The following is a 26,129-nucleotide window of genomic DNA, read 5'->3' as shown; positions in this document are numbered from 1 at the left end:
TACACCTGAGCCATGCGACCCATGAAAATCGGCATCCTTCAAACCGGCCTTGCCCCTGACGCGCTGCGCGACCAGGGGGATTATCCGGACATGTTCGCGCGTCTTCTGGACGGGAACGGCTTTGCCTTTGAAACCTTCCGGGTGGTGGAGGGGGTCTTTCCGGCTTCGGTGCAGGCATGTGACGGCTGGCTGATCACCGGCTCGCGTCACGGCGTCTATGAGGATCACCCCTGGATCGCGCCGCTGGAGGATTTCATCCGCGCGGCATTTGCCGCCCGCGTGCCGGTGGTGGGCATCTGTTTCGGCCATCAGATCGTGGCGCAGGCCATGGGCGGCAAGGTCGAGAAATACGCCAAAGGCTGGGCCGTGGGCGCGACCGACTACGATTTCGGCGGGCGCGCCATGCGGATGAACGCCTGGCACCAGGACCAGGTGACAGTCGCGCCGCCCTCTGCCACGGTGATCGGCGCCAATGACTTCTGCCAGAACGCAGCACTTTTGTATGATGACCGCGCCCTGACGGTCCAGGCCCATCCCGAATTCCGCTCCGAATTCGTCGATGGGCTGATGAAGACCCGGGGCAAGGGGCTGGTTCCCGATGCGCTGATGGCCAAGGCCTCAGATCGTCTGGCGCTGCCTTTGGATACGCAGACCATGGCCGACCAGATTGCGGCCTTTTTCAAACAGGAACGGGATTAATCCCGAGAGGTTAAAATGTCCAAGTGGACCGATCAGCTGCCCGAGGCGGCACGTGATTACATTGGCAACCGCCGCGTCGACGAGGTGGAATGTGTCGTCAGTGACATTGCCGGCGTGGCGCGGGGCAAGGCCATGCCCGCGCAGAAATTCTCCAAGCAGACCAACTATTACCTTCCGAACTCGATCTTTTTGCAGACCATCACCGGCGAATGGGCGGACAATCCCTTCGACGCCTTCACCGAGCCGGATATGGTCATGGTGCCTGACCTGTCCACCGCCACAGCCGCGCCCTGGACGGCGGATGTGACGCTGCAAGTCATCCATGACGCGATGGACCAGGAAGGCAACCTGATCGCCTTCAGCCCGCGCAACGTGCTGAAACGCATCGTGAAACTGTATAACGACCAAGGCTGGAAGCCGGTCGTCGCCCCCGAGATGGAATTCTTCCTGACCGCGCGCAACATCGACCCCAACATGCCGGTCGAACCGCCCATGGGCCGCTCGGGTCGCAGGGCTGCGGCGAAACAGGCCTACAGCCTGTCGGCGGTCGATGAATATGGCAAGGTGATCGACGACATCTATGACTTTGCCGAGGCGCAGGGTCTGGAGATCGACGGCATCTTGCAAGAGGGCGGCGCGGGCCAGATCGAGCTGAACCTGGCCCATGGCGATCCGATCAAGCTGGCCGACGAGGTGTTTTTCTTCAAGCGCCTGATCCGCGAGGCGGCTTTGCGGCATGATTGCTTTGCCACGTTCATGGCGAAGCCGATTGCGGGCGAACCCGGCAGCGCGATGCATATCCACACCTCGATCGTGGACAGCAAATCGGGCAAGAACATCTTTGCCGGGTCCAAGGGCGTCGAAACGCCGGCGTTTTACGACTTTATCGGGGGGATGCAAAACCACCTGACCGGGGCGATCGCGCTTTTGGCGCCCTATGTGAACAGCTATCGCCGCTATGTCCCGGACTTTGCAGCCCCCATCAACCTGGAATGGGGCCGCGACAATCGGACGACGGGCTTGCGGGTGCCGATCTCGTCGCCGGCGGGGCGTCGCGTGGAAAACCGCCTGCCGGGGATGGATTGCAACCCTTACCTTGGGATCGCGGCGACCCTGGCTTGCGGCTATCTGGGCCTGATGGAGAAAAAGGGCGCGCGGGCGGAATTTCAGGGCTCGGCCTATGTCGACGAGGATCAGATCCCCACGACCTTGGGCGACGCGCTGGACGCTTTCGAGGCCGATGCGGCGCTGATCGAGGTTGTGGGGCCCGAGTTCCACAAGGTCTATAATTCGGTCAAACGCAATGAATACAAAGAGTTCCTGCAGGTCATCAGCCCGTGGGAGCGTCAGCATCTGTTGTTGAACGTATGAACCTCTTGCATGTGAACGATACGCAGGGCGCTTATCCGCCCTCGTATTACGCGGCCACGGCGACCGCGTTCCCCGCCCTGCCCGCCCTGGATGGCGACGTGGCGGCCGATGTTTGCGTGGTGGGGGGCGGCTATACCGGCCTATCCGCCGCCTTGCATCTGGCCCGGCGCGGCTACCGCGTGGTGCTGCTGGAGGCGCAGCGGCTGGGCTTTGGCGCCTCGGGGCGCAATGGCGGCCAGGTGGGGTCGGGCCAAAGGCAGGACCAGGATTGGCTGGAGAAAGCCTATGGTCAGGTCAAGGCCCGCGCCCTGTGGGATCTGGCCGAAGAGGCCAAGGACCTGGTCCGCGCGGTTTGCGCCGAGGCGGGGTTGGCCTATGCCCCCGGCATCGCGGTCGCCTGCCACCATGCCGGCGAGGTGCGCGAGGCCAATGCCTATGCCGAAAAGCTGGACCGCGATTACGGCCACCGGGTCGAGACCTTGGACCAGACGGCGATCCGCGGCCTGATCGGGTCGCAGGCCTTCAAGGGGGGCGTGATCGACCGCAGCGCGGGCCATATCCATCCGTTGAACTTCGCGCTCTCTCTGGCCCGCATGGCGCAAAATGCCGGGGCCATGCTGTTCGAGGCCTCCGAGGTGACGGGGCTGGCCGAGGGTCTGGTGACGACGGCGAAGGGTTCGGTGCGCGCGCGTCATATCCTGTTGGCCTGTAACGGATATCTGGGCGGGCTAGAGCCAAAGGTTGCCGCCCGCGTCATGCCGATCAACAACTTCATCCTGGCGACCGAACCCCTGGGCGACATGGCCCGCCAGGTTCTGACCCAGAACATCGCCGTCTATGACACGCGTTTCGTGGTGAACTACTGGCGCCTGTCAGAGGACAACCGGCTGCTGTTCGGCGGCGGCGAAAGCTATGGCTATCGCTTTCCCGATATCCTGAAAACCGTGCGCAAACCGATGCTGGAAATCTATCCCCAGCTGAAGGACGCCAAGATCACCCATGCCTGGGGCGGCACTTTGGCGATCACCACCAACCGGATGCCCTGCTTCACGCGGCCGCGCCCGGGGGTTCTGTCGGCCTCGGGTTACTCTGGGCATGGCGTGGCCTTTGCGACCCTGGCCGGCAAGATCATGGCCGAGGCCGTGGCGGGCCAGGAGGAACGGTTCGACCTGATGGCCGACATCCCGCAGATGGCCTTTCCGGGCGGCGCGACGCTGCGTCATCCGCTGCTGGTTCTGGCGATGCTGTGGTATGGGATGCGCGACAGGTTGGGGGTCTAGGCTGAAAACCGCCAAGACCTTGCGCGGATTGCCGCAACCCGAAGGATTTGGGGAAAATTGTCACTGGCCTGTCATGCATCACAGGTTTAAGATTTCCTGAAGAAGAGTTTCAGGAAAGCTGCGATCATGGCACCCGATGGACAGATCCTTGCCCCCAATGTCTATGACGCCGAGCCGATCCCGGCAGAGGCCATGGCCGAGGTTGAACGGCTGCTCAGCTCGGGCGACCTGTTCCGCTATACCGCGGCCGAAGGCGCCCCCGTTGCCCAGCTGGAGCGCGAATTCGCCGAGCTGATGGGGTCGCGTTACGCGCTGGCGGTGTCGTCCTGTTCGGCCGCGCTGTTCCTGTCGCTGAAGGCGCTGGACCTGCCGCGCGGTGCGACGGTCCTGATCCCGGCCTTTACCTTTGCCGCCGTGCCCTCTGCCGTGGTTCATGCCGATTGCGTGCCGGTTCTGGTCGAGGTGGGCGACAACTATCGGGTGGATATGGCGGATTTCGCGGCCAAGCTGCCGGGCGCTCATGCGGTTTTGATCAGCCATATGCGCGGCCATACCTCCGACATGGATGCGATCATGGCCTTGTGCGATGCGGCGGGCATCCCCGTGCTGGAGGATGCGGCGCACAGCCTGGGCACCGAATGGCATGGGAAAAAGATCGGCACCATCGGCAAGATCGGCTGTTTTTCGTTCCAAAGCTACAAGCTGGTCAATGCGGGCGAGGGTGGAATTCTGATCACCGACGATCCCGAACTGGCCGCGCGCTGCGTCATAATGTCGGGCGCCTATGAGCATAACTGGAAGAAGCATCCCGGTCTGCAGAACTCCTTCATGGCGTGGCAGAACAAATTGCCCTTGTATAACATGCGGATGCAGAACCTGTCGGCTGCGGTGATCCGCCCGCAGCTGCCCGAAGTGGCAGGCCGCGTGGCCAAGGGCCGTGCGGGCCATGACCGGGTGGCCGACCGGCTGAACGGGTCCGACTGGCTGACCGTCCCTCCCGCCCTGCCCCCCGAACAGCGCGCCCCGGACTCGATCCAGTTCAACCTTGCCGGCGACTGGACCGACGCCGAGGCCCGCGCCTTCCAGACCGAATCCAAGCGGCGCGGCATCGCGGTGCAGATCTTTGGCCTGTCCGAAGACAATGCCCGCGCCTTCTGGAATTGGGAGTTCCTGGGGCCGGCGCCTGACCTGCCCCAGACCCGCGCCATGCTGATGCGGGCCTGCGATGTGCGGCTTCCGACCCGCCTGACCGATGCCGAGCTGGATTACATCGCCGGCGCCCTCTGTGACGCGGCCTTCGCGGTTAAGGGCTAAGGCTGCGCTTCAGCGCACCGCACCGCTCAACTGCAGTTCCTTCATCCAGGGCCAGTCCTTCAAGGCTGGCCCTATGACTTTCGTGGCCACCAAACCGCGCAGATGACCCGCCACCTGGGCCGGGATCTCGCGCAGCACGCCCGACCGCGCCGACAGCGACAAGGACCGCTGCAGCGGCGCAAACGGCAGGGGCGCGACCTCGATCCCATCGCGGAACCGGGCCGCGTGGTGCAGCGCCAAGGGGGTCAGGATCGTCCAACCCTCACCGCCCGCGACCATGGCCAGAATGGCGGAATAGCTATCCAATTCAAAGCGATGCGCCGGACGAAAGTTCTGCCGCGCCAGATGCGCCGCAATCTGGCGGCCCATCAGATGACGCACAGTATATTGGATCAACGGCAGGTCATCGCGCCTTTTTTGCGACGAAAGGCCCTTGGGGTAAACTGCGACAAAGGGTTCGACCATCAGGGGGTGAACCTCGCGCCAGCCCTCTTCATGGGCCTCTTGGTCGGCCGTCACCACCATATCCAGCGCGCGGGATTCCAGCTGGTCCAACAGGCGGTGGCTGGCCCCGGTCTCCAGCAGGAACCGGCAGCCCTTCAGCTCACGCGCAAGCGTGGTCAACAGCGCGGGCGTCACCTCGGCGTCGAAATCCTCGATCATCCCCAGCCGCAGCGTCATCGAGACCGACAGATCGGCCACGGCCAGATCGGCCCGCGCCTCGGCCTCGGCGTTCAGGATCACTTGCGCATGACGGCGGAACATCGCCCCCGCAGGCGTCAGCCCCATCGGGCGACTGGCGCGGTCGACCAGAACCGCCCCCAAAGCCGCCTCTATCCCCGCAAGCTGCTGGCTGACCGCCGAGGGCGACACGCCCAACCGGCGCGCGGCGGCAGAGATCGCCCCCTCTTCCGCCACGGCCAGAAAGCTTTCGATGCCCCAAAGGGTCAGGCGGGGCGTCTCGGACATTTACAGTTTGGAGAGCTTCTTTTGCAGCTCGTCCAGCTGGCGCTTGATATCGGCGATGTCATCGGTCGGCGCCTCGGCGGGCGCGACGCCGGGCCAGGCGCCCATCATCGTCTTGAGAAACGCCTCTTGCTGCTTGCGCATCGCGTCAAAGCCCGGAACGGCGGCAATCGGGTTCGGGATCACGGCCAGGCTTTCCAGCGCCTTGGACTGGCTGTCGCGCAGCATGTCGAACGAGGCCGCCAGAAACTGCGGCATCACGGTCTGCATATTGGTCGCATAGGCGCGCACCATATCGGTCAGGACATTGGTCGGCAGGACGGTATCGCCCTTGGCCTCATGTTCGGCGACGATCTGCAAAAGGTAGGTCCGGGTCAGGTCCTCACCGGATTTCAGGTCGATGATCTGCACTTCACGGCCCGACCGGATAAAGCCCGAGATATCCTCAAGCGTGACGTAATCCGAGGTCTCGGTGTTATACAGCCTGCGACTGGCATAACGCTTGATCAGAAGCGGTTTTGCGGCCTCAGCCATTGGTGGACCCCCCGTTTTATTGCAATGCAGAGAAAGCTTAGGCGAGGTGCAGAATAAAAGAAAGGGCGGGCTTGCGGCCCGCCCCTAAAACACGTTCTGCGCGAGTTACTTCGCGGCTGCAGCGGCCTTCTTGGCGGCCGTGGTCACGTCATCGGTCGCCTTTTTCACAGCGGCGGTCGCCTCGGTCGAGGCTTCCTTGCCAGCGGCCAGCAGCAGTTCGACCGTCTCGGCCTGGACCTTTTTCGCGACTTCGGCGAAGGCGGCCATGTTCTCGGCGGCCATCTCGGCAGCGGCCGAGGCGAAGTCGGTGGCGGCTTTGGTGTAGTCGGTCGGCTCGGCCTTGGCCTTGGCGGCCACGGTCAGCTTGGCAATGGCGTCCTTGGCCCATTTGGACGAAATCTCGGTCGACTTTTCAGCCGCCTCAAGCGCCACTTTGGTCAGCTTTTCGCCGAAAGCGGCCTGGGTCTTGAACGCGTTCTGGAACGCGGTGGCATCGACCGGGAAGGCCGCCATCATGTCTTGGAAGCCTTTGGTGAAGTCGGGGGTCTTGGTCGCCATGGGTCAATCTCCTGTTGCGGATCAGCGCGGATTCTCTGAAGGCAACATACATGCTGCAGTGCAGCATTTCAAGTGAAGTTTCTGCGACGCGGCAAGATATTCACGCATAGCTTGTATGCTTCGGTATCAATCCATGGGCTTGGGGACAGCCGTCACATAGGTCCCGGGCGCCGGGCACAACACCGGCAAAGCCCCGGTCCCGGGTTGGCGCGCCTTGACCTTGGGCCCCGACCGTTCCGCCAGCCAATCGCGCCAGCGCGGCCACCAAGAGCCCTGGTTGAAGCTGGCCGTCTCCAGCCAGGCTTCGGGCGCGCCCATCGGGGCCTCGTTGGTGTAATGGCCGTATTTGCCCTTGGACGGCGGGTTGATGATCCCCGCGATGTGGCCCGACTGCGACAGGATAAAGGTCTTGTCCTTGGACCCCATCTGTTTCACCCCGTTGAAAGAGCCCTTCCAATGCGCGATGTGGTCGGTCTCGCAGGCAATGGCGCACAGCGGCAGCTTGACATCCGCCAGGCTGACCGGCGAACCAAAGACCTTGTAGATGCCCTGCGCGAAGCCGTCGTCCTGGCACAGGTTGCGCAGATATTCGATGGCCATCTTGGCGGGCAGGTTCGTGCCGTCGCCGTTCCAATACAGCAGGTCAAAGGCCGGAGGCGCCTCGCCCAGCATGTAGTGTTTGATGGCCGGTTGCCAGATCAGGTCGTTCGACCGCAGGAACGAAAACGTCCGCGCCATATAGGCCCGCGACAGGATGCCGTCCTTCATCGACTGCCGCTCGATCCCATCGACGAAATCATTGGCCAGGAACACGCCGACCTCGCCGGCATCGGAAAAATCGGTCAGCGTGGTAAAGAAGGTCGCGGCGTTCACCGTCGCATCCCCGGCCTTTTGCAGATGCGCCAAGGTCAGGCCCAGCGTCGTGCCCGCGATGCAATAGCCGACGCAGTTGACCTTTTTCTCATCCGTCGCCCGGCGCACCTCGGCCATGGCGGTCATGAAGCCCTCGCGGATATAGTCATCCATCGTGACATCGGCAAAAGAGCTGTCGGGGTTGACCCAGGAGACCACAAAGACGGTAAAGCCCTGTTCGACGATCCAGCGGATCAGGCTGTTGGCGGGCTTCATGTCCATGACGTAGAACTTGTTGATCCAGGGCGGAAAGATCAGCAGCGGGATCTTGTGAACCTTGTCGGTGACGGGGGTATACTGGATCAGCTCGAACATGCGGTTGCGAAAGATGACCTCGCCCGGGGTCGTGGCGATGTTGACGCCGACGGTAAAGGCTGCGGGGTCGGCCAGGGTCACGCCGGGATCGCCGTGGTTGGCCTCCAGGTCGCGAACCAGGTTTTCCAAGCCCTGCACCAGGCTTGCGCCCTCGGTTTCGACCGCCTTTTCCAGCGCATCGGGGTTCAGGCCCAGAAAGTTGGTCGGCGCGAACAGGTCGACGATCTGACGGGTGAAGAACTCTGCCCGCTTGCGGTCCTCATCCGAGATGCCCTCCATATCGGTCAGCGCGGTCTGGATCGCCTCGGCGTTCAGCAGGTATTGCGACTTGATATAGGCGAAGGCGGGGTTGGTTTCCCACAGCGGGTTCGAGAATCGCCGGTCTTTCGGCGCCTCGGGCAGGGGTTCGCCGGTCAAAGCCGCTTGCTGCACTGCGGCATATTGTTTCAGGGACCGCGTCCAGTAGCCGACCTGTTGTTCCATCAACTTTGCCGGATTTTGCATCATCCCGGCCATGATTGCGGCAGCCGCCTTCAGGAATACTTCCTGAGAGGGGCCATCCAGCGCCAGATCATGCGGTTTACGTGCCGAAGTGGCAGCAATCAGCCGCGAGGTCAGGGCTTCGATCCTGCCGAGGTTCTCTTGCAACCGCGAGACTTTGGGGGTGGCGGTCTGTTCCTCGGTTGTCATGTTAATCTTTCGCCCCTATGATTCTGCTTTGCAGCATCGCAAAGCGCCCCCCGCGCCCCCGATCAAGAGGATGCCCCATGAAGTATATGGCCACTTACGACTGGATGGAAAGCTTCCGTAACACGGTGGAATGGGCCGGCGCCTCGGCCCGCGCCATGGCGTCTTATCCCGCGCTGGCCCTGTCGCCCAATCCGATGATCCCGATGATCGCCGCCTGGGGCGAGGTGGCCGAACGCAGCTTTGGCCGCATGACCGCCAAGCCCGATTGGGGCATCCGGTCCATCGTCGGACCCAAGGGGCAGGACCACCTGGTCGATGTCGTGACAGAGGTCGAAAGGCCCTTCGGCAACCTGGTGCATTTCGCGGTGCGCCGCCGCACGCCCATGGCGCGCAAGATCCTGCTGGTGGCGCCGATGTCGGGCCATTATGCGACGCTGTTGCGCTCGACCGTCTCCAGCCTCTTGCCCGATGCCGAAGTTTACGTCACCGATTGGCACAATGCGCGGGATATTCCGGTGTCCTCGGGCAAGTTCGACATCGAGGATTACACGCTGTATCTGGTCGAATTCATGCGCCACCTGGGGCCGGATACCCATGTGATCGCGATTTGCCAGCCCGCACCGCTGACCCTGGCCGCCACCGCCTATCTGGCCGGTGAGGACCCCGACGCCCAGCCGCGCAGCCTGACGCTGATCGGCGGGCCGATCGACCCGGATGCGGCGGCAACCGATGTCACCGACTTTGGCCGCCGCGTGACCATGGGCCAGCTTGAACAGTTGGCAATCCAGCGCGTCGGTTTCAAATACAAGGGCGCCGGGCGGTTGGTCTATCCGGGCCTGTTGCAGCTTGCGGGCTTCATGTCGATGAACGGCGAGCGTCATTCCAAAGCGTTTCAGGATCAGATCATGCGCGTCGTGCGGGGCGAGGCCTCGGATCACGACCAGCACAACCGGTTCTATGACGAATACCTGGCCGTGATGGACATGACGGCGGAATTCTACCTGTCCACCGTCGAGCGTATCTTCAAGAACCGCGAGATTGCGCAGAACGACTTCTTTGTCGGCGGCAAACATGTCGACCTTGGGGCGATTTCTCGCGTGGCGGTGATGACGGTCGAAGGCGAGAAGGACGACATCTCTGCCCCCGGCCAATGTGTCGCAGCCCTGGACATGCTGAAAAACCTGCCGGACGAAAAGAAGACCAGCCACCTGGAGCCCGACGCCGGGCATTACGGGATTTTCGCGGGCAAAAGCTGGAGGTTGAACATCCGGCCGCTGGTGCTGGGCTTTATCGACGCCCATTCCGAGTCGAAGGTGAAGTCGATCCGCGTGGCGACCTGAGCGGTCTTTCGCGGAACGGCGGGGAGGCGCTGCCTCCCCGGGCCCCACCGGGATATTTTTGAAAAGATGAAATCGCAAGCGCGGTTCAGCTGAACTCGGCCACGGCATCCTCGATCAGGGTCAGGCAGTCGGGGGTCGAAAAGCGGTGGTCGGCGCCTTTGACGAGGGTCAGGCGCAGGTCGCCTTCCGCATGATTGAGCAGGCGCAGCGCCGTTTCGGGCGGCACGTCGACATCGGCGGTGCCCTGCAGGATGCGGGTCGGCGGCAGGGTCAGGGGGCTGCGCAGAACGAGGTTTTCGCCGCCCTGCGAAATCAGCGCGCGCGTGTAGATATAGGGAAAGTCAGCATAGGCCGAGGCGCGGTGGATCACGCCGGTGGTCCCCAGGGCCTGACGCTCGTCATGGGTCAGCGAGGGCAAAAGGCTGTCATGGGTGAAGTCGGGCGCCGGGGCGATCAGGACCAGGGCCTTGACGCGGTCCGGGCAATTGCGGGCCAGAAGCAGCGACAGCCAGCCGCCCATCGACGAGCCCACCAGAATTTGCGGCCCCGTGGTCAGGGCCAGCGCCGCCTTGGCGTCGGACAGCCAGTCGCCGATGCCCAGGGTCTCGAAATCGCCTTCCGAGGCGCCATGGCCGGAATAATCGAACCGCAGGAAGGCGCGGCCTTGGGCCTTGGCCCAGGCCTGCAACGCCATGGCCTTGGTGCCGGTCATGTCGGACCGATAGCCGCCCAAGAAGATGACCCCGGGCCCCTGCCCTGCGGTTTGGTGATGCGCGATGCGGCGGCCGTTGTGGATCATGCGTCGATGCTTTGTGCGAGGATGCGGGAAATGGCGGTGAGCGACAGGCCGCTTTCGGCCTGCCATTGGTTGAAGGCCTCTTGCACGGATTTCAGCGCGCGGGTCGAGGTGGCGGGGGCGTCGATCACGCCCTCGACGATCAGCCGTTCGGTGACATCGGCCGACAGCATGAAGCCCTCGCGCCCCAAAGCCCGCAGCGCATAGGCGCCGGTGTTGCCGCCCAGGCGCGACCCCTCTTTGGCCAGCCAGGTCAAAAGGCCGGCGTGATCGTTGACCGGCCAATGGGCGATGCGGGCGGCAAAGCTGCCCTGTTCGGCCGCCACCTGCCCCATCCAGACCGCATTGTCACGGATCGCGGTGATCTTGGCGCCAGAGCGGATCACATCGGGGTTCATCAACAGGTCGTCCAGCGCGTCACCTTCGATCATCGCGACCCTTGCGGGGTGAAAGTCGTGAAAGGCCGCCGTGATGCCTGGCCATTTGTTATCAACAACTTGCCAGGATATGCCCGCCTGGAAAATCCCGCGGGCGAATTGCGCAAGCCAGGTGGCATCGGGGATCTGCTCCAGCTCGGCAGGGCTTTTGACCGCAGGGACGGCGGCCAGGACCGCTTCTGCCCCGCCATGACGGGCGGCGGCGATGGCGAGGATCTCTGCCAGACTGCGCATTGGGTCTCCTTTGCGGCTAGGTGACAGCCAGAGCCTTGGAAAAGCAAGCAGATTGAAGCAGGGGCTTGACGGGCGCGGCCCGGATTGGCAAACCCCCAACACCATAATCGCAACCGGGCGCTTGGTAGGCGCCAAACCGACGAGGAGACCGCCGATGAGCGCTCACCAGATTTCCCTGACATTCCCCGATGGCAATATCCGCAGCTATGCGCCCGGCGTGACGGCGGCAGAGGTCGCAGCCTCGATTGCGCCGTCCTTGGCCAAGGCCGCGATTTCGGCGCAGGTCGATGGCGCGCATTGGGACCTGGCTTGGCCGATCACCAAGGATGCCCGCATTGCCATCAACACGATGAAGGATGACGGCCCCGCCCTGGAGCTGATCCGCCACGACCTTGCGCATATCATGGCGCGCGCCGTGCAGGAAATCTGGCCCGACGTGAAGGTCACAATCGGCCCGGTCCGCGACTATGGCTGGTTCTATGACTTTGACCGCGCCGAACCCTTTACGCCGGAAGACCTGGGCGCGATCGAGGCGCGGATGAAGCAGATCATCAACGCCCGCGACCCGGTCCGGACCGAGCTTTGGGACCGTGCCCGGGCGATTGCCTATTATGAAGAGCGCGGCGAGCCCTTCAAGGTGGAGCTGATCAACCGCATCCCCGAGGGCGAGGATCTGCGGATGTATTGGCACGGCGCCTGGCAGGACCTGTGCCGCGGGCCGCATCTGGCCAGCACGGGCCAGGTTCCGGCCGATGCGTTCAAGCTGACCCATGTGGCGGGCGCCTATTGGCTGGGCGATGCCAGCCGCCCGATGTTGCAGCGCATCTATGGGCTGGCGTTCAAGAACCGCGACGACCTGAAGGCGCATCAAACCATGCTGGAAGAGGCCGCCAAGCGCGACCACCGCAAGCTGGGCCGGGAAATGGAGCTGTTCCACCTGCAGGACGAAGCGCCGGGCATGGTCTTTTGGCATCCGAACGGCTGGCAGGTCTATCGCAGCCTGGAAGACTATATGCGCGGCCGTCTGCGCAGCGCGGGCTACAAGGAAATCAAGACGCCGCAAGTGGTTGACCGGGTTCTTTGGGAGAAGTCCGGCCACTGGGAGGCCTACCGCGAGAACATGTTCATCGTGGAAGTCGACGAAGAGGGCGCCAAGGAAAAGCGCATCAACGCGCTGAAGCCGATGAACTGCCCCTGCCATGTGCAGGTCTTCAACCAGGGGCTCAAGTCCTATCGCGACCTGCCCTTGCGGCTGGCGGAATTCGGATCGTGTCACCGTTATGAGTCCAGTGGCTCGATGCATGGGCTGATGCGGGTGCGCGGGTTTACCCAAGATGACGCCCATATCTTTTGCACCGAAGACCAGATCGAACAGGAATGTGCCGGCTTCATCTCGCTGCTGTCGTCGGTCTACAAGGACCTTGGGTTTGCCAAGTTCGACATCAAGCTTTCCACGCGCCCCGACGTGCGGGTGGGCAGTGACGAGGTCTGGGACAAGGCGGAATCCGCGCTGGAAAAGGCCATCAACTCCCTGGGTCTGCCCTATCAGATCAACCCCGGCGATGGCGCGTTTTACGGGCCCAAGCTGGATTTCAAGCTGACCGACGCCATCGGGCGCGAATGGCAATGCGGCACCTTCCAGTGCGACTTCAACCTTCCGGTGCGGCTGGGGGCGGAATATGTCGGCGAGGATGGCGCGAAACATCACCCGGTGATGCTGCACCGCGCGGTTCTGGGGTCGTTTGAACGCTTCATTGGCATCCTGATCGAGAACTACGCCGGCAAGTTCCCCTTCTGGCTGGCCCCGCGTCAGGTGGTTGTGGCCAGCATCGTTTCGGATGCCGATGCCTATGTGCTGGAGCTGGTCGAGGCGCTGAAGCGCGCCGGCGTCCGGGCCGAGGCCGATATCCGCAACGAAAAGATCAACTACAAGGTGCGCGAACATTCCTTGGGCAAAGTGCCGGTCATCCTGGCCATCGGGACGCGCGAAGTCGAAGAGCGCACCGCCTCGGTGCGTCGCCTGGGCGAGACGCGGGTCGAGGTCGTGAGTTTTGACGAAGCGGTCAAAACCTTTGGTTTCGACGCGCTGCCGCCCGCGCACTAAGCGGTTTTCGCAGGAATTCCCGGCGGGAGGGGGGCGGAAAAGCCCCGCCTCCCGTCAATCCTGCTTGATTTTCATTTGCGCTTTGGCATCATCCGGTCTCGTGACGACGGAAATCCCTTTGGCTCCCTGACGGGCATGGGTCTGCTCGCACGGCCCCGGGCAATTCCGCCCAGGGGAGGCTAGAGGAAGGAGAGCGGCATGCCGAACGGCACCGTGAAATGGTTTAACGGCACCAAGGGTTACGGGTTCATTGCGCCCGACGACGGCGGCAAGGATGTCTTCGTCCATATCTCGGCGGTGGAACGCGCCGGGCTTAAAGGCCTGAATGACAATCAGAAAGTCAATTACGAGCTTTTGTCAGGCCGCGATGGCAAGCAATCCGCCGGCAACCTGAAGCTTTTGTGATCCAATTGGGCGGCCTCAGGCCGTCCAGCGGGCCTCGATCGCCGCGTCCCAACCCAGCGTCCAAGCCGTCCCGTCGGTGATGACGGGGCGCTTCATCACGGCGGGGGCTTGGGCGATTTGCACCTCGGACTCGGATTCCTTGAGGAAAGCCGAGAAACCGCGGTAGGTGGTGGATTGCTTGTTCACCGCCCTGTCGCCGAATTCGGTGACGATCTGGTCGATTTCCTGGTCGGAGAGGGGCTCAGCGCGGATATCGCGGAGGCGGGCGGGGATGTCTTTTTGGGTCAGGGTCTTCAATGCAAGCTTGGTCGTGTCACAGGTCGAGAGGCCGAGGATGGTGATCATGAGCGGGCTCCTTTGGGGGAGTGGTGCCGGATTGGGGCGGGGGAGGCAAGGGGGCGGCGACGGAGTAAGGGGCTCTGGGGGGAGGGTGGAAGAAACCAGCCTCACTTGCCTCTCTTGATCGTCGTAAGCCCTATCAACTCAGATATCTGGGAAACCGTGTTCTTGACGCTTCGCCAGTCACTCGGTGTATTGACGACCGTTATCGGAGCCAGACCGAACAGTTCTTCCTTCGGCGTCGCCTTAAAGTGCTTCCCATCCTTTGTCACGACGTAACCGAGGCCCCTCAAGACATCGAGGATCTCGCTAACAGCACGATCATCTTTCTTTGAGGCGGCCTTCAGTGCTTGGATTATCGCGCTGTGCCGCCCTGACACTCCCGACGCCTTCAGTAGTCGCTCAAGTAGTTGTGCGGTCCGCGGGTCGATTGCCAAAGCATCGGTCGCAGATGCAAGGGAAAGGACAGCGCGTACTCGATCGGAAAACTCGCCTGGGTAAAGTTCGACGCCCAACTGCGCCGCAAGGCCGTCTGGAATGATGCCATCGCCCATCCCAACGAGAACAGCGTCCGAAGGCAACTGCTCCAATCTCTCTTGGAGGTTCGCAATGGTCTCGTCCTTCGCGGCGACTTCTTGCTCCAAGGCCTCTATGTAGGACTTCTCAAAGTTCTTCCCCTGTGGGACTTGGATCGCACGAGCGACGCGCAATCTCTTTGCAAAATGAGCCTGGAGTTCTTGCCATTCGTATCCAAGAGAAACAGCACGCGCAGACACCAACCGTTGCACATAGCTGCGAAGCGCCAACTCGACGGATCTGGGATCAGTGTAGAAGCCACCGAGCCAAAAACGACGCACAACGCCTAGCTTAGGCAACACTACGCCAATCGTTCCACCATAGGGGTTCGATTCACCGCACAACTCTCGCATTTGGAAAGAATACTCCCGCGAGGGTTCGACAACGACATGAGCCAAACCGCCCAAGTCGTATGCCAGCTTTTCCGGATTTACCACAAATGAACCATCGTCACACGCAGAGACGTAAACGACAGGAAGAAAGGCCTCACTATCACCGGTCAGAACTCTTGCGCCAAAAGCATGATCTTCGGGTGCCGGAATCGCTCCGTCCCCAACCGTAAAGGGTCCGTCAACTCCACCCCAACGATCTTGAAGACAGGCCTTGATGAAGAATGGCCTTTTAGGATTGAGCACTGGGGCATCAGGATTGCTAGAAAGGCATTGCACGCGGACGCGCAGGGAAGCGTCTGGACCGGTCTTGGTCAACACGCATTCGGTTCGCCAGTTGCGGCCCTCTTGATCCAGCAAATCGTGACGTGCACCGATGATGTAGCTCTGCCCAACGTCAATTTCCTTGACGGTAAGCTTTTCGCCATTTCGTCCCAAGACAACGGCTTCGTCTCCATAGTTCTCGAACTCATTCCCTCGAAAGTCGAGCGTCGTGGACTTCATGCCCTGAACCCATGCTACGGTCAGTGCTATGAAATGGGCCTTGTCAATGTCAGGGCGCGTCGGAAACTCAGCCGCGAATACACTCATCTCAGCCCCAAACCTCCACGAATTCCCGCCACTCACCCTTAGACATACCAGAATCTTCCTGCGATACAACTTCGCCTTGCAATCGCCGCTTCAACACCGCCACGGCCCGGCCGCTCAGAGTCTCCCCGCCCAAGCGGTAATCCTCAAACGCCTTATACGCCAAGGGCACCCAATCGGCGACGATGCGGCAGATTTCCTCGGCATAGACGCGGATTTCGTATTGGGCATGGGCATCCGCCCGCAGCCGCAGGAAATGGAAGAGGTTGTGCAGGTCGACCTTCCAATACCATTGCGTATAAATGTTCATCGGCAGGTTCATCCGCGCCAATTCCCGCGCCAGACCCTGTTGGGGTGTGCCATCAGGCTGGGCCTGCGACAACATCTCTTCGTAATGGTCATAGGATGTCGCGGCGTCGCGTTTCAGCATCTCCAGCACGCGGGCGGATTCCTCCCCGGATAGAACCTCGCCGCGGCCCTGATTGTTCACCGTCGATTGCGCGGCCAATTGCGAGGGCTCGGGAATATAGAACTCCCGGTCCAGGATCGAATAGCGCGCGGAATATTCGTTCACATTCGCCGTCCGGTGCCGGATCCATTGCCGCGCCACAAAGACCGGCAATTTCACATGCAGCTTCACTTCGCACATCTCGAACGGGGTCGAGTGCCAGTGGCGCATCAGATAGCGGATCAGCCCCTCGTCATTCGAGACATGTTTCGTCCCCGCCCCATAGCTGACCCGGGCGGCCTGCACGATGGCGGCATCGTCGCCCATATAGTCGATGACCCGAACCAGCCCGTGATCCAACAGCGGATGGGCCTTGTAAAGCCGCGCCTCCATCCCCTCGGAGACGGCACGCAGCGTCGGGCGGGGCGTGGCGCGTTGGGCCTCGATCTCGGCAAGCTGTTCGGGGGTCAGGGACATCGGGGCAAGACCTTTCGCAGGGGAATGACAACACGGGTTTTCGCCTCGTATCATATCCGGGGCGGGCGGGAATCGAAAATTCATCTGTCACGCCTGCGGGGGTCAGCTTCGACGGCAGCGCTGCGGTGCTGTGGTGCGGCCTTGCATCAGCCCCGGCGGATTTTCACAACTTATCAGCGGCTTTTTGACCTTTCCCGACATTTCGGCCAAGATGCCAAAAAACAAAAGTGAGGCTTTCATGTCGTCGGTCCGTCTTTCCCTTTTGGCCCTGGCCCTTTTGGCGGCCTGCGACGGCAATCCCTTTGCGCCCGATCCCGTAACGCCCGAGCCCGAGCCTGATCCGGGCTCGATCAGCACCCTGCCCGGCACGACTCCGGCGCGGGCCTCGGCCTCGATCACGCGGTTTGAGGGCAAGAATGTCGGGCCGAACGACACCGATGTGAACGGCAACGGCTTTGCCTTTCAGAACGGCCAGATCGGGATCAACCCCGACAATACCTTCACCGTCGACAACCTCGCTTTCGATGGCGACAATGTCTATGCGCGCGACACGGCGCCGGATGGAGCCTTGCCGACCTCGGTGCGCGCCTTTGCGGCGGCGGCCACGACCAATGATCCGATGACCGGGGTGGCGGTCGACCAGATGACCTATCGGGCGCTTTATGGCGCTTCGGCCACTGGTCGCAGCCAATTCGCCATCGTGCGGACCGGGGCCTATGTGCCCTATGGCTTTGGCGGTTTCATCTATGCCCGGACCGGGGGCGTGACTTTGCCCACGGCGGGGGATGCCAGCTATACCGGCACCTACAGCGCGCTGCGCGACGCCGATGGCGTGCCGGCGGATGGCGAAAAGCTGACCTATGTCGTCGGCAACATGCTGATGACGATCGACTTCGACGATTTCAATGCCAATGAAAGCGGCGTCTCCAAGGCGGGGGCGGTGCGCGGGCGGGTGACGGGGCGGCGGGTCTATGACCTGTCGGGCAATGACATCACGCAAGACGTGATCGACCAGATCGAGGCGGACAACAACCTGTCCTCCAATGCGATGGGCGGCCTGCTTCCGGTTTTGGTCTTTGACGTGGGCCCGGGGGTGATCGACACCCGCGGCGAGATCGAGGGCGGCATCGCCTCCAACATCCCGACGGCGGATGGTGGCAGCGAGGGATTCGAGACCGGCACCTATTACGCGGTCCTGTCGGGCGCCAATGCCGATGAGGTGGTGGGGGTCATTGTCACGACCTCGGTCGTCAATGATGTGACCCTGCGGGAGACCGGCGGCTTTATCCTTTTGCGTCAATAAGATGCGGCTTTGCGTCCTGGGCCTGGCGCTGATGCTGGCGGGGCCTGCGCTGGCCAGGCCGGTCACGATGACCGCCGAAGAGCTGTTGCGCTTTGGCGAGGCGGCGATGCTGCGCGGCTATGCGGCGCAGGCGCTTTCGGTCACGGATGCGCTGTTGGCGCGGGATGGGGGCGACGTTCAGGCCTTGATCCTGCGGGCCCAGGCGCTGCGGATGCTGGACCGCCTGCCCGAGAGCGAGGCCGCCGCCCGCACAGCATGGCAGCGCGCCGAAGCCCCCGCCCCGCGCTTTCTGGCGGCCACCGCTCTGGCCCAAGCCCTGTCGCTGCAGGGTCAGCGGTTGCGGGCGCAATACTGGCTGCGGCAGGCGGCAGAGGCTGCACCCTCGGCGGGCGCCCAGGCTCAGGCGCTGGCCGATCTGCGCTATGTGCGCGGCGAGACGCCCTTGCGGCTGCAGGTCGATCTTTCGGCCCAGCCTTCGGACAATGTGAACGGTGGCGCGCGGGTGGACAGTGTGACGGTGGCGGGGATCACCCTGCCCCTGCCCGCAAAGCTGACCGCCCTGTCGGGGCTGAGCTACAGCCTTGGGATTTCAGGCGAATACCGGATCGCGGCTGCGCCGGGCGCCGATACCGCGCTGACCTTTGGCCTGCAAAGGTCGGGCGCGGTCCTGTCAGAGGCGGCCAAGGCGCTTGGCGGTCAGGCGCATGACCTGGACTTTCTGCACCTTGGTGCGGGGGTGATGCGCAAGGGGGCCTGGGGGTCGCTGCGGTTTGATCTGGGGCGCAACTGGTATGGCGGGCAGGACCTGAGCGCGACCTATGGGGTCAGCGGCACCATGGTCCGGCAGGTCGGCGCGGCGCGGGTCGAGCTGTCGGCCGGGCTGCAGCGCGAGGCGCGCTTTGACCTGGACGCGGCGTCCTCGACCCAAGGGCGGCTGGGGGCGGCGGTGGCCATGGCGGGACCCAAGGGGGACACCTGGCGGATTGCGACCACGCTGATGACGGCCGAAGCACAATCCGACGTCGTGCAGCGCCAAGAGGCCGGGATAAGCCTGGATTGGCAGGCGGCAGAGAAGGTCGCGGGCTTTGGCCTGGGCGCCTCGGTCGGCGTGACGGGGGCGCGCTATGCCTCGGGTCGGCGGGATGGGCGGCTGCGGGCGAGTCTGGAGGCCGAATTTCCGACCTCGTTTGCCGGATTTGCGCCGGTCCTGTCGCTGGACTGGTCGCGGGGCAATTCCAATGTGCTGGTCTATGACACCGAAAGCCTGGGCCTGGGCCTGACGCTGCGGTCGCGGTTCTGATCTGGTCAAAGCCTGCTGCGCGCCCTAGGTTCCCCGGGCAATCAGGAGGATGCCATGGCGTTGAAATATCTGCATACGATGGTGCGCGTGCTGGACCTGGAGGCCTCGATGGCCTTTTACCGGCTGCTGGGGCTGGAAGAAATCCGGCGCTATGACAATGACAAGGGGCGGTTTTCTCTGGTTTTCATGGCGGCTCCGGGCCAGCCCGAAGCGCCGGTGGAACTGACCTGGAACTGGGATGGCGATGCTGGCCTGCCCAGCGACAGCCGCCACTTTGGCCACCTGGCCTATGAGGTCGACGACATCTATGCGACCTGCGCCAAGCTGCAGGCCGCGGGCGTGGTGATCAACCGGCCGCCGCGCGATGGGCATATGGCTTTTGTGCGCTCGCCCGACAATGTGTCGATCGAGATCCTGCAGGCGGGCGAGAGCCTGGCGCCCGCAGAGCCTTGGGTGTCGATGGGCAACACCGGGCATTGGTAAATGGAACGGCGGGGTCCTGGGCCCCGCCGTTTTCATCCCGCCGTTTTCATATGGAGCGCCTGCGGCGCAAGATTGTTCTCTCGCCTCTGGCCTGCGGCCAACCGGCTTGGGGTCTTGCGGCACCGCGCCGACCAAAGGCCTTCAGCGGACCTTTAGCGTGGCAAGGCCAACCATCGCCAGGATCAGCGAGATGATCCAAAATCGGATGACGATCTGCGGCTCGGCCCAGCCGCGCTTTTCGAAATGGTGGTGGATCGGCGCCATCAGGAAGATGCGCTTCTTGGTGCGCTTGTAATACAGCACCTGGATGATGACCGACAGCGCCTCGACCACGAAAAGGCCGCCGACGATGGCCAGGACGATCTCGTGTTTGATACAGACGGCGATGGCACCCAAAGCGCCGCCCAGGGCGAGCGACCCCGTGTCGCCCATGAAGACCGCCGCGGGGGGGGCGTTATACCACAGGAACCCCAGGCCCGCGCCAAAAAGGGCGGCGGCGAAAATCAGGATCTCGCCGGTGCGGGGGACGAAATGGACGCCAAGGTAGTTGGCGAACTGGAAGTTGCCCACGACATAGGCGATCACGCCCAAGGTCGCGCCCGCGATCATCACCGGCATGATGGCCAACCCGTCCAGCCCGTCCGTCAGGTTCACCGCATTGGCCGAGCCGACGATGACCAGCATCCCAAATGGCACAAAAAAGATGCCAAGGTTGACCAGCGCATCCTTGAACACCGGCAGGGCCAGTTGGTTTGTCAGCTCTGCCGGTTGGAAATAGGCGGCGGCAAAGGTGGCCAGCGCCGCGATCAACAGCCCCAAAGCCATGCGCACCCGGCCTGAAACGCCCTTGGTGTTCTGTTTCGTCACCTTGGCGTAGTCGTCCGCGAACCCGATCAGGCCAAAGCCCAGGGTCACAAGCATGACGATCCAGACATAGGGATTGTCCAACCGCGCCCAGATCAGCGTCGAAAACATCAGCGCCGACAGGATCAACAGGCCGCCCATCGTCGGCGTCCCGGCCTTGGACAGGTGGCTTTGCGGCCCGTCATCGCGGATCGGCTGGCCCTTGCCCTGCTTGCGGCGCAGGAAGTCGATCAGCGGCCGGCCAAAGATGAACCCGAAGAGCAACGCGGTCATGAAGGCAAGACCGGCCCGAAAGGTGATATATTTGAAGAGGTTGAAGAGCCCGCCGCCATCGGCGAATTCCGTCATGAGATACAACATTCATTCCCCTCCGAAAACCGGTTGGGCTCTTTGTCCCATTTTGCGGAACGCGTCAACCAGAAGCGAAACCTTGATCCCCTTGGACCCTTTGACCAGCACAACGTCGCCGGCATCGACCATCGACCGCAGCCGCGGCAGCAGCTCCGGCGCGGTTTGCACCCATTCGCCGCGCTGCGCCCGTGGCAGGGCGTCGTAAAGCGCGCGCATCCGGGGGCCGACCAGGTGGATTTGCGCCACGGCCGACAGGCCCGGGTGATCGGCAATCGCGCGGTGCAGGTCGATTTCCGTCGACCCCAGCTCCAGCATGTCGCCCAGGATCGCGATGCGGCGGCCCTTGGCGAAACGGCCGGGGCCGTCTTCGGGCTGCGCCTCGATCAGGACATCCAGCGCTGCGGCCAAAGAGACGGGGTTGGCGTTGAACGCGTCGTCGATCAGGTCGAAACCCTGATGCTCCAGCGCGTCCAGAAGGATATGTTCGCGCAAACCGCGCCCGGCGGGCGGCTGCCAGCGGCCCAGGTCGGCGGCGGCGATGGCGGGGTCCAGGCCCAGGGCATCGGCCACCGCCAGCGCGCCCAGACCGTTCATCGCAAAGTGACGGCCGGGCGACATGACCTTATACAGGCGCTCTCCGGATGGGGTTTCGGCGCGGAGGATGGTGGCCGGGCCGCAAAGCTGGATCGACGAAAGGCGGTAGTCGCTTTTCTCGTCGCCAAAGGTGATGATCCCGGCGCGGGCCTCGTCGGCGGCCTCCAGCAGGATCGGCGTGACGGGCAGATCGCCGGGCAGAACCGCGGTGCCGCCGGGCATCAGGCCCTGACAGATCGCGGCTTTTTCGGCGGCGATGGCCTCCAGGTTGCCGAAGGCCTCCAGATGCGCGGGGGCGACGGTGGTGATCAGGGCAACATGCGGGCGGGCAAGGCAAGAGAGCGGGGCGATTTCGCCGGGGTGGTTCATGCCGATTTCGATCACCGCGAAATCGGCGTCCTGCGGCAGGCGGGCCAGCGTCAGGGGCACGCCCCAGTGGTTGTTATACGAGGCCTCGGCGGCATGGGTGCGGCCCTGGCCCTGCAGGATGGCGCGCAACATCTCTTTGGTCGAGGTCTTGCCGACCGAGCCCGTGACGCCGATGACCCGCGCGCTGGAGCGTTCGCGCCCCGCCGCGCCAAGCGCGGTAAGGGCCGCCAGCACATCGGGGACGACCAGCAAGGGCGCATCGGGCGGCAGGCCGGTGGGGATATGGCTGACCATGGCGGCGGCCGCGCCCTTGGACAGGGCGGTGGCCACAAAGTCGTGACCGTCGCGGATGTCCTTGAGCGCGATGAAAAGATCGCCGGGCTGGATCGTGCGGGTGTCGATGGAAACGCCGCTGGCGGTCCAGGGTTTTGTGGCCTGCCCGCCTGTCGCGCGGGCGGCATCGCCATGGGTCCAAAGCGTCATATCACACCATCCAGGGCGGCCACCGCAATCGAGGCCTGTTCGACGTCGTCAAAGGGATAGATGTCGCCCTTGATCACCTGACCCGTCTCGTGACCCTTGCCGGCGATCAGCAAAGCATCCCCCGGCCCCAGCGCATCGACGCCGCGCAAGATGGCTTCGGCGCGGTCGCCGACCTCTGTCGCTTCGGGGCAGGCTTGCAGAATTGCTGCACGGATAAGGGCGGGTTCTTCGCTTCGGGGGTTGTCGTCTGTCACTATTGCAACATCGGCCCATTTTGCGGCGGCCTCGCCCATCAGGGGACGCTTGGTCGTGTCACGGTCGCCACCGGCGCCAAAGACCACGACGATGCGGCCCATCACATGCGGCCGCAGCGCGCGCAAAGCGGTCTGTATCGCGTCGGGCGTATGGGCGTAATCGACGAAAACCGCGGCGCCGTTCTTGCGGGTTGCGGCCAACTGCATCCGGCCGCGCACGCCGCTCAGGCCAGGCAGAACGTCGAACACCGCGCCGGGCTTTTCACCGGCGGCAATGACCAGACCCGCCGCCATCAGCACATTTTCGGCCTGGAACCCGCCGATCAGGTTCAGGCGAACCTGATGGATCACGCCCTGACACGACACCCGCAGATCCTGCCCCGTGGCGTCATAGCGCTGGCCCAGGATGCACAGGTCGGCCGCGCCCTTGCCCACGGTCAGCCGGGTTTGCGGAGGGTCGAACCCCGCCAGCGCCGGGTCAGCAAGGTTGATCACCGCCACGGCCTCGGGCGGCAGAACGCGGGTGAACAGCCCCGCCTTGGCCGCAAAATAGGCCTCAAACGTCTTGTGATAATCCAGGTGGTCTTGCGTGAAGTTGGTCCAGCCCCCGGCCTTCAGCCGCACGCCGTCCAGCCGCCGCTGGTCAAGGCCATGCGAAGAGGCCTCCATCGCCGCATGGGTCACACCCGCCGCAGCCGCCTCGGCCAGCATGGCATGCAGCGTCACAGGATCGGGCGTGGTGTGGGACGACCGCGCCGACCAGGAGCCTTCGACCCCGGTGGTGCCGATGTTGATCGCCTCATGGCCCAGAAGGTTCCAGATTTGCCGGCAAAAGGTCGCGGTCGAGGTCTTGCCGTTGGTGCCGGTGACGGCGACCATCGTGGCGGGTTGGGCGCCGTAAAACAGCGCCGCCGCCCGGGCCAGCGCCTCACGCGGTTCCTGGGCTAACACCAGCGGCGCATCGGGGGCCAGCAGGGCGCCCGCCGCATCGGTCAGCACGGCCACTGCCCCCCGCTCCAGCGCGGCCCCGGCATAGCTTGCGCCATGGGCGGTGACGCCCGCCAGGGCTGCGAACAGGAACCCGGGGCGCACGGCCCGGCTGTCAGCGGTGATCCCGGTGATGACAGGATCGGTTTTCAAAAGACGTGGACCCCCCCTTGTGGAGAGGCCAAGCGAAGAAAGAAGGCGCGGTTCGGGTATCATTCTTGAGCCAGAGGGTCCTTGTAGGCAACAAGTGAGGCCATGGGGCTTTCGCCATCCGGACGCAAGCCCACCAGCGGCGCGATGCGGCGGATGATCTCGCCGGCGACGGGGACGGCGGTGTAACCGGCGGTGCGGCGGGGCTTTGACCCTGCCGTCTCGACCGGTTCATCCAGCGTCACGACCAGCACATATTTCGGATCATTGGCCGGAAAGACCGAGGCAAAGGTGTTGATGACCTTGTCGCTGTCATAGCCCTTGCCGTTGCGCTTGGGCTTTTCGGCGGTGCCGGTCTTGCCCGCCACGCCGTAGCCCGGCACATCGGCGAATGTCGCCGTGCCATCCGTCACCACACGGCGCATCATCTGCACCACGGACAAGGCGGTGGCTTCCGAGATCACCCGCGCGCCCGCCTTGTGGGCCGGGTCATGGATCAGCGTCGGCGTCACCTTCAGCCCGCCATTGCCAATGGTCGCATAGGCCGCCGCCAGGTTCATCAGCGAGGTCGAAATCCCGTGGCCATAAGAGGCGGTCACGGTGACGATGCCCGACCAGTTCTTGGGCACAAGGGCGCGGGCGCTGGGGGCCTCGGCCAGTTCGACCATGGGCGCGTCCAAAAGGCCAAGGGTGCGCAAGAAGGCCTGCTGACGCTCGCCGCCAATCATCAGGCCGATATGGGCGGACCCGATGTTGGACGACACCGCAATGACCTCCCAGGTCGGCAGGGTCGCGCCGTAATTGTGGTTGTCGAATTCGTTGATCCGAAAGCCGTCGTAGACAAAGGGCTGTTTCGTGTCGATGGGCGTGTCGGCATTGATCAGGCCAAGGTCCATGGCCTGTGCCACGGCAAAGACCTTGAAGGTCGACCCCAGTTCATAGACCCCCTGCACCGAGCGGTTGAACAGCGGGCTGTCCGAGGGATCGCCGGTCAGGGCGGGCGCGGGGCGGTCATTGGGGTCAAAATCGGGCAAGGAGGCCATGGCCAGAACCTCGCCGGTTTTCACATCCATCAGGATGGCGGCGGCGCCCTTGGCGTTCAGGGTCTTCATGCCCGTGGACAGGACCTCTTCGACATTGGCCTGAAGCGTCAGGTCGATCGACAGCTTCAGCGGCGTGTTCGACTGGGCCGGATCGCGCAGGCGGGTGTCCATGGCCTTTTCGATGCCCGCGGTGCCGATGACCTCGGCGCTGTCCACGCCCTCGTTGCCGAAGGCACTGCCGCCAAGGATATGCGCGGCCAGGGTGCCATTGGGGTAAAGCCGCATCTCGCGCGGGCCGAAATACAGGCCCGGATCGCCGATCTCATGGACCTTTTGCATCTGTTCGGGCGACAGGACCTTGCGCACCCAAAGAAAGCTGCGCCCATCGGTGAACCGGCGCAACAGCGCCTCGGCGTCCAGTTCGGGGAAGATCTTGCCCAATTCGGTGGCCGTGCGCGCCGGGTCCACAAGGTCGGCGGTCTGCACATACAGCGAATGGGTCATCATGTTGGTGGCCAGTATCCGACCGTTGCGGTCCAGGATATCGGCGCGCTGCGCGGTGATTTCGGCCCCCGAAGAGGCGGAGCGCAGTTCCGAAGGCTCGGTCGCGGCCAGGGTCCCCATGCGCAGGCCGATGACCGAAAACAGCACAAAGAACGACAGGGCCAGCACGCGCAAGCGGCGCTCGGCCTGGGTGCGGGCGCGGTCCTTCATCTCTTCGTGGCGGGCGGCGATGTTCTCGCGCTCGATCGTGTCGGGGTTCTGGCCCTTGGCGCGGGCGTCCAGGATGCGGGCAAGCGGGCGAAGCGGGGTGCGGATCATGGGATCTGTTCGGCGTCAGGATCAGAGGACAAGGGAAGCGTGGTGCCGGTGACGACCAAAGGGCCCGCGGGGGGCATGGCGACCTGCGTGGCCAAGCCCAGTTGCGCGGGCTCGATGGGCATCAGGCCCAGGCGGTCAAAGTTGATGGCCGCAAGGTCGCGCAGGCGGGCGGGACGGTTCAGATAGGCCCATTCCGCCTTTTGCATGGCGATTTCGTCGCGCAACCGGCCGATTTCGTTTTGCAGCCGCGCCATATCCTTCAGCTGGCCCTGGGTCGCGTAATTCTCGTGGTAGGCCCAGAAGGCCAGGCCCATGACGGCGAAAAACGGAAGGATATACAACAGCGGGCGCATG

Annotated in this window: 24 protein-coding genes; 10 read left to right on the top strand and 14 right to left on the bottom strand. The window is 63.6% G+C overall.

Features of this window, described 5'->3' with window-relative positions; translation table 11 throughout:
* Nucleotides 1-21: 21 nt before the first annotated feature.
* From NX862_RS01640 to NX862_RS01625, 4 genes are all read left to right on the top strand, one after another.
* Nucleotides 22-699, top strand: coding sequence for a type 1 glutamine amidotransferase (locus tag NX862_RS01640; protein WP_264492712.1), 678 nt, complete (start codon nucleotides 22-24; stop codon nucleotides 697-699).
* A gap of 15 nt (nucleotides 700-714) precedes the next feature.
* Nucleotides 715-2,070 (top strand): glutamine synthetase family protein, encoded by a 1,356-nt coding sequence (locus tag NX862_RS01635; protein ID WP_264492130.1) that lies wholly within the window; start codon nucleotides 715-717, stop codon nucleotides 2,068-2,070.
* Nucleotides 2,067-3,350: an NAD(P)/FAD-dependent oxidoreductase gene (locus NX862_RS01630; protein ID WP_264492129.1), complete on the top strand. Its 1,284-nt coding sequence runs from the start codon at nucleotides 2,067-2,069 to the stop codon at nucleotides 3,348-3,350. Before NX862_RS01635 ends, NX862_RS01630 begins: the two co-directional genes overlap by 4 nt.
* 126 nt (nucleotides 3,351-3,476) lie before the next feature.
* Nucleotides 3,477-4,664 carry a DegT/DnrJ/EryC1/StrS family aminotransferase gene (locus NX862_RS01625; RefSeq protein WP_264492128.1) on the top strand — a complete coding sequence of 396 codons (1,188 nt, stop codon included), beginning with the start codon at nucleotides 3,477-3,479 and terminating at the stop codon, nucleotides 4,662-4,664.
* 9 nt (nucleotides 4,665-4,673) lie between these two features.
* Here the strand turns inward: NX862_RS01625 and NX862_RS01620 are convergent, their stop codons facing one another.
* The 4 genes from NX862_RS01620 to NX862_RS01605 all read right to left on the bottom strand — a co-directional run bounded on the left by NX862_RS01620 (nucleotide 4,674) and on the right by NX862_RS01605 (nucleotide 8,639).
* The gene (locus tag NX862_RS01620) at nucleotides 4,674-5,633 is read right to left on the bottom strand and encodes a LysR family transcriptional regulator (RefSeq protein WP_264492127.1); all 960 of its coding nucleotides are present in this window, start codon (nucleotides 5,631-5,633) and stop codon (nucleotides 4,674-4,676) included.
* The gene (gene phaR / locus NX862_RS01615; protein WP_264492126.1) at nucleotides 5,634-6,164 is read right to left on the bottom strand and encodes a polyhydroxyalkanoate synthesis repressor PhaR; all 531 of its coding nucleotides are present in this window, start codon (nucleotides 6,162-6,164) and stop codon (nucleotides 5,634-5,636) included.
* Nucleotides 6,165-6,269: 105 nt separating this feature from the next.
* Nucleotides 6,270-6,722, bottom strand: a complete 453-nt coding sequence (locus tag NX862_RS01610; RefSeq protein ID WP_264492125.1) for a Phasin — start codon at nucleotides 6,720-6,722, stop codon at nucleotides 6,270-6,272.
* 126 nt (nucleotides 6,723-6,848) lie between these two features.
* On the bottom strand, nucleotides 6,849-8,639 hold the full coding sequence (locus NX862_RS01605; protein ID WP_264492124.1) for a PHA/PHB synthase family protein: 1,791 nt from the start codon (nucleotides 8,637-8,639) through the stop codon (nucleotides 6,849-6,851).
* A gap of 77 nt (nucleotides 8,640-8,716) precedes the next feature.
* Between NX862_RS01605 and phaZ the strand changes: the two genes are divergently transcribed.
* Nucleotides 8,717-9,979: a polyhydroxyalkanoate depolymerase gene (gene phaZ, locus NX862_RS01600; protein ID WP_264492123.1), complete on the top strand. Its 1,263-nt coding sequence runs from the start codon at nucleotides 8,717-8,719 to the stop codon at nucleotides 9,977-9,979.
* An 85-nt stretch (nucleotides 9,980-10,064) separates the two neighbouring features.
* On the opposite strand, the gene NX862_RS01595 is transcribed toward phaZ, so the two are convergent.
* The gene (locus NX862_RS01595; RefSeq protein WP_264492122.1) at nucleotides 10,065-10,778 is read right to left on the bottom strand and encodes an alpha/beta hydrolase; all 714 of its coding nucleotides are present in this window, start codon (nucleotides 10,776-10,778) and stop codon (nucleotides 10,065-10,067) included.
* Nucleotides 10,775-11,446: a DNA-3-methyladenine glycosylase I gene (locus NX862_RS01590; protein ID WP_264492121.1), complete on the bottom strand. Its 672-nt coding sequence runs from the start codon at nucleotides 11,444-11,446 to the stop codon at nucleotides 10,775-10,777. The genes NX862_RS01595 and NX862_RS01590 overlap by 4 nt, the downstream gene beginning before the upstream one ends.
* Before the next feature lie 154 nt (nucleotides 11,447-11,600).
* On the opposite strand from NX862_RS01590, the gene thrS reads away from it, so the two are divergent.
* Both thrS and NX862_RS01580 read left to right on the top strand, forming a co-directional pair.
* Nucleotides 11,601-13,550, top strand: a complete 1,950-nt coding sequence (gene thrS, locus NX862_RS01585) for a threonine--tRNA ligase (protein ID WP_264492120.1) — start codon at nucleotides 11,601-11,603, stop codon at nucleotides 13,548-13,550.
* A 198-nt stretch (nucleotides 13,551-13,748) separates the two neighbouring features.
* Nucleotides 13,749-13,955, top strand: a complete 207-nt coding sequence (locus NX862_RS01580; protein WP_264492119.1) for a cold-shock protein — start codon at nucleotides 13,749-13,751, stop codon at nucleotides 13,953-13,955.
* A 15-nt stretch (nucleotides 13,956-13,970) separates the two neighbouring features.
* Here NX862_RS01580 and NX862_RS01575 read toward each other — a convergent pair whose 3' ends face one another.
* The 3 genes from NX862_RS01575 to thyX form a co-directional block, all read right to left on the bottom strand.
* Nucleotides 13,971-14,300 (bottom strand): arsenate reductase family protein, encoded by a 330-nt coding sequence (locus tag NX862_RS01575; RefSeq protein WP_264492118.1) that lies wholly within the window; start codon nucleotides 14,298-14,300, stop codon nucleotides 13,971-13,973.
* 101 nt (nucleotides 14,301-14,401) lie between these two features.
* Complete coding sequence (locus NX862_RS01570) at nucleotides 14,402-15,850, bottom strand: hypothetical protein (RefSeq protein ID WP_264492117.1); 1,449 nt, start codon at nucleotides 15,848-15,850, stop codon at nucleotides 14,402-14,404.
* Between the two features lies 1 nt (nucleotide 15,851).
* Nucleotides 15,852-16,772: an FAD-dependent thymidylate synthase gene (gene thyX, locus NX862_RS01565; RefSeq protein ID WP_264492116.1), complete on the bottom strand. Its 921-nt coding sequence runs from the start codon at nucleotides 16,770-16,772 to the stop codon at nucleotides 15,852-15,854.
* Nucleotides 16,773-17,010: 238 nt separating this feature from the next.
* Here thyX and NX862_RS01560 point away from each other — a divergent pair, with 238 nt between their 5' ends.
* From NX862_RS01560 to NX862_RS01550, 3 genes are read left to right on the top strand one after another with little or no spacing between them, the layout of a single operon-like run.
* Nucleotides 17,011-18,075 carry a hypothetical protein gene (locus NX862_RS01560; protein ID WP_264492115.1) on the top strand — a complete coding sequence of 355 codons (1,065 nt, stop codon included), beginning with the start codon at nucleotides 17,011-17,013 and terminating at the stop codon, nucleotides 18,073-18,075.
* Nucleotide 18,076: 1 nt separating this feature from the next.
* The gene (locus NX862_RS01555; RefSeq protein WP_264492114.1) at nucleotides 18,077-19,375 is read left to right on the top strand and encodes a hypothetical protein; all 1,299 of its coding nucleotides are present in this window, start codon (nucleotides 18,077-18,079) and stop codon (nucleotides 19,373-19,375) included.
* A 54-nt stretch (nucleotides 19,376-19,429) separates the two neighbouring features.
* Nucleotides 19,430-19,858: a VOC family protein gene (locus NX862_RS01550; protein WP_264492113.1), complete on the top strand. Its 429-nt coding sequence runs from the start codon at nucleotides 19,430-19,432 to the stop codon at nucleotides 19,856-19,858.
* Between the two features lie 141 nt (nucleotides 19,859-19,999).
* On the opposite strand, the gene mraY is transcribed toward NX862_RS01550, so the two are convergent.
* The 5 genes from mraY to ftsL are packed head-to-tail and all read right to left on the bottom strand — an operon-like array spanning nucleotide 20,000 to nucleotide 26,128.
* Nucleotides 20,000-21,082: a phospho-N-acetylmuramoyl-pentapeptide-transferase gene (gene mraY, locus NX862_RS01545; protein WP_264492112.1), complete on the bottom strand. Its 1,083-nt coding sequence runs from the start codon at nucleotides 21,080-21,082 to the stop codon at nucleotides 20,000-20,002.
* A complete protein-coding gene (locus NX862_RS01540; protein ID WP_264492111.1) occupies nucleotides 21,083-22,519 on the bottom strand; it encodes a UDP-N-acetylmuramoyl-tripeptide--D-alanyl-D-alanine ligase in 1,437 nt (478 codons plus the stop codon). It lies immediately after the preceding gene.
* The gene (locus tag NX862_RS01535) at nucleotides 22,516-23,976 is read right to left on the bottom strand and encodes a UDP-N-acetylmuramoyl-L-alanyl-D-glutamate--2,6-diaminopimelate ligase (RefSeq protein WP_264492110.1); all 1,461 of its coding nucleotides are present in this window, start codon (nucleotides 23,974-23,976) and stop codon (nucleotides 22,516-22,518) included. Before NX862_RS01535 ends, NX862_RS01540 begins: the two co-directional genes overlap by 4 nt.
* Nucleotides 23,973-25,775, bottom strand: coding sequence for a peptidoglycan D,D-transpeptidase FtsI family protein (locus NX862_RS01530; protein WP_264492109.1), 1,803 nt, complete (start codon nucleotides 25,773-25,775; stop codon nucleotides 23,973-23,975). The genes NX862_RS01535 and NX862_RS01530 overlap by 4 nt, the downstream gene beginning before the upstream one ends.
* The gene (gene ftsL / locus NX862_RS01525) at nucleotides 25,772-26,128 is read right to left on the bottom strand and encodes a cell division protein FtsL (protein ID WP_264492108.1); all 357 of its coding nucleotides are present in this window, start codon (nucleotides 26,126-26,128) and stop codon (nucleotides 25,772-25,774) included. Before ftsL ends, NX862_RS01530 begins: the two co-directional genes overlap by 4 nt.
* Nucleotide 26,129 lies beyond the last annotated feature (1 nt).

Source organism: Stagnihabitans lacustris (genome assembly GCF_025950525.1).
Taxonomy (GTDB): Bacteria; Pseudomonadota; Alphaproteobacteria; order Rhodobacterales; family Rhodobacteraceae; genus Stagnihabitans.
This window is presented reverse-complemented; position numbering and strand designations above follow the sequence as displayed.

Coding starts and splice junctions, on each gene's coding strand:
- NX862_RS01640 (WP_264492712.1), top strand. CDS start 22: ATGAAAATCGGCATCCTTCAAACCGGCCTTGCCCCTGACGCGCTGCGC.
- NX862_RS01635 (WP_264492130.1), top strand. CDS start 715: ATGTCCAAGTGGACCGATCAGCTGCCCGAGGCGGCACGTGATTACATT.
- NX862_RS01630 (WP_264492129.1), top strand. CDS start 2,067: ATGAACCTCTTGCATGTGAACGATACGCAGGGCGCTTATCCGCCCTCG.
- NX862_RS01625 (WP_264492128.1), top strand. CDS start 3,477: ATGGCACCCGATGGACAGATCCTTGCCCCCAATGTCTATGACGCCGAG.
- NX862_RS01620 (WP_264492127.1), bottom strand. CDS start 5,633: ATGTCCGAGACGCCCCGCCTGACCCTTTGGGGCATCGAAAGCTTTCTG.
- phaR (WP_264492126.1), bottom strand. CDS start 6,164: ATGGCTGAGGCCGCAAAACCGCTTCTGATCAAGCGTTATGCCAGTCGC.
- NX862_RS01610 (WP_264492125.1), bottom strand. CDS start 6,722: ATGGCGACCAAGACCCCCGACTTCACCAAAGGCTTCCAAGACATGATG.
- NX862_RS01605 (WP_264492124.1), bottom strand. CDS start 8,639: ATGACAACCGAGGAACAGACCGCCACCCCCAAAGTCTCGCGGTTGCAA.
- phaZ (WP_264492123.1), top strand. CDS start 8,717: ATGAAGTATATGGCCACTTACGACTGGATGGAAAGCTTCCGTAACACG.
- NX862_RS01595 (WP_264492122.1), bottom strand. CDS start 10,778: ATGATCCACAACGGCCGCCGCATCGCGCATCACCAAACCGCAGGGCAG.
- NX862_RS01590 (WP_264492121.1), bottom strand. CDS start 11,446: ATGCGCAGTCTGGCAGAGATCCTCGCCATCGCCGCCGCCCGTCATGGC.
- thrS (WP_264492120.1), top strand. CDS start 11,601: ATGAGCGCTCACCAGATTTCCCTGACATTCCCCGATGGCAATATCCGC.
- NX862_RS01580 (WP_264492119.1), top strand. CDS start 13,749: ATGCCGAACGGCACCGTGAAATGGTTTAACGGCACCAAGGGTTACGGG.
- NX862_RS01575 (WP_264492118.1), bottom strand. CDS start 14,300: ATGATCACCATCCTCGGCCTCTCGACCTGTGACACGACCAAGCTTGCA.
- NX862_RS01570 (WP_264492117.1), bottom strand. CDS start 15,850: ATGAGTGTATTCGCGGCTGAGTTTCCGACGCGCCCTGACATTGACAAG.
- thyX (WP_264492116.1), bottom strand. CDS start 16,772: ATGTCCCTGACCCCCGAACAGCTTGCCGAGATCGAGGCCCAACGCGCC.
- NX862_RS01560 (WP_264492115.1), top strand. CDS start 17,011: ATGTCGTCGGTCCGTCTTTCCCTTTTGGCCCTGGCCCTTTTGGCGGCC.
- NX862_RS01555 (WP_264492114.1), top strand. CDS start 18,077: ATGCGGCTTTGCGTCCTGGGCCTGGCGCTGATGCTGGCGGGGCCTGCG.
- NX862_RS01550 (WP_264492113.1), top strand. CDS start 19,430: ATGGCGTTGAAATATCTGCATACGATGGTGCGCGTGCTGGACCTGGAG.
- mraY (WP_264492112.1), bottom strand. CDS start 21,082: ATGTTGTATCTCATGACGGAATTCGCCGATGGCGGCGGGCTCTTCAAC.
- NX862_RS01540 (WP_264492111.1), bottom strand. CDS start 22,519: ATGACGCTTTGGACCCATGGCGATGCCGCCCGCGCGACAGGCGGGCAG.
- NX862_RS01535 (WP_264492110.1), bottom strand. CDS start 23,976: ATGATACCCGAACCGCGCCTTCTTTCTTCGCTTGGCCTCTCCACAAGG.
- NX862_RS01530 (WP_264492109.1), bottom strand. CDS start 25,775: ATGATCCGCACCCCGCTTCGCCCGCTTGCCCGCATCCTGGACGCCCGC.
- ftsL (WP_264492108.1), bottom strand. CDS start 26,128: ATGCGCCCGCTGTTGTATATCCTTCCGTTTTTCGCCGTCATGGGCCTG.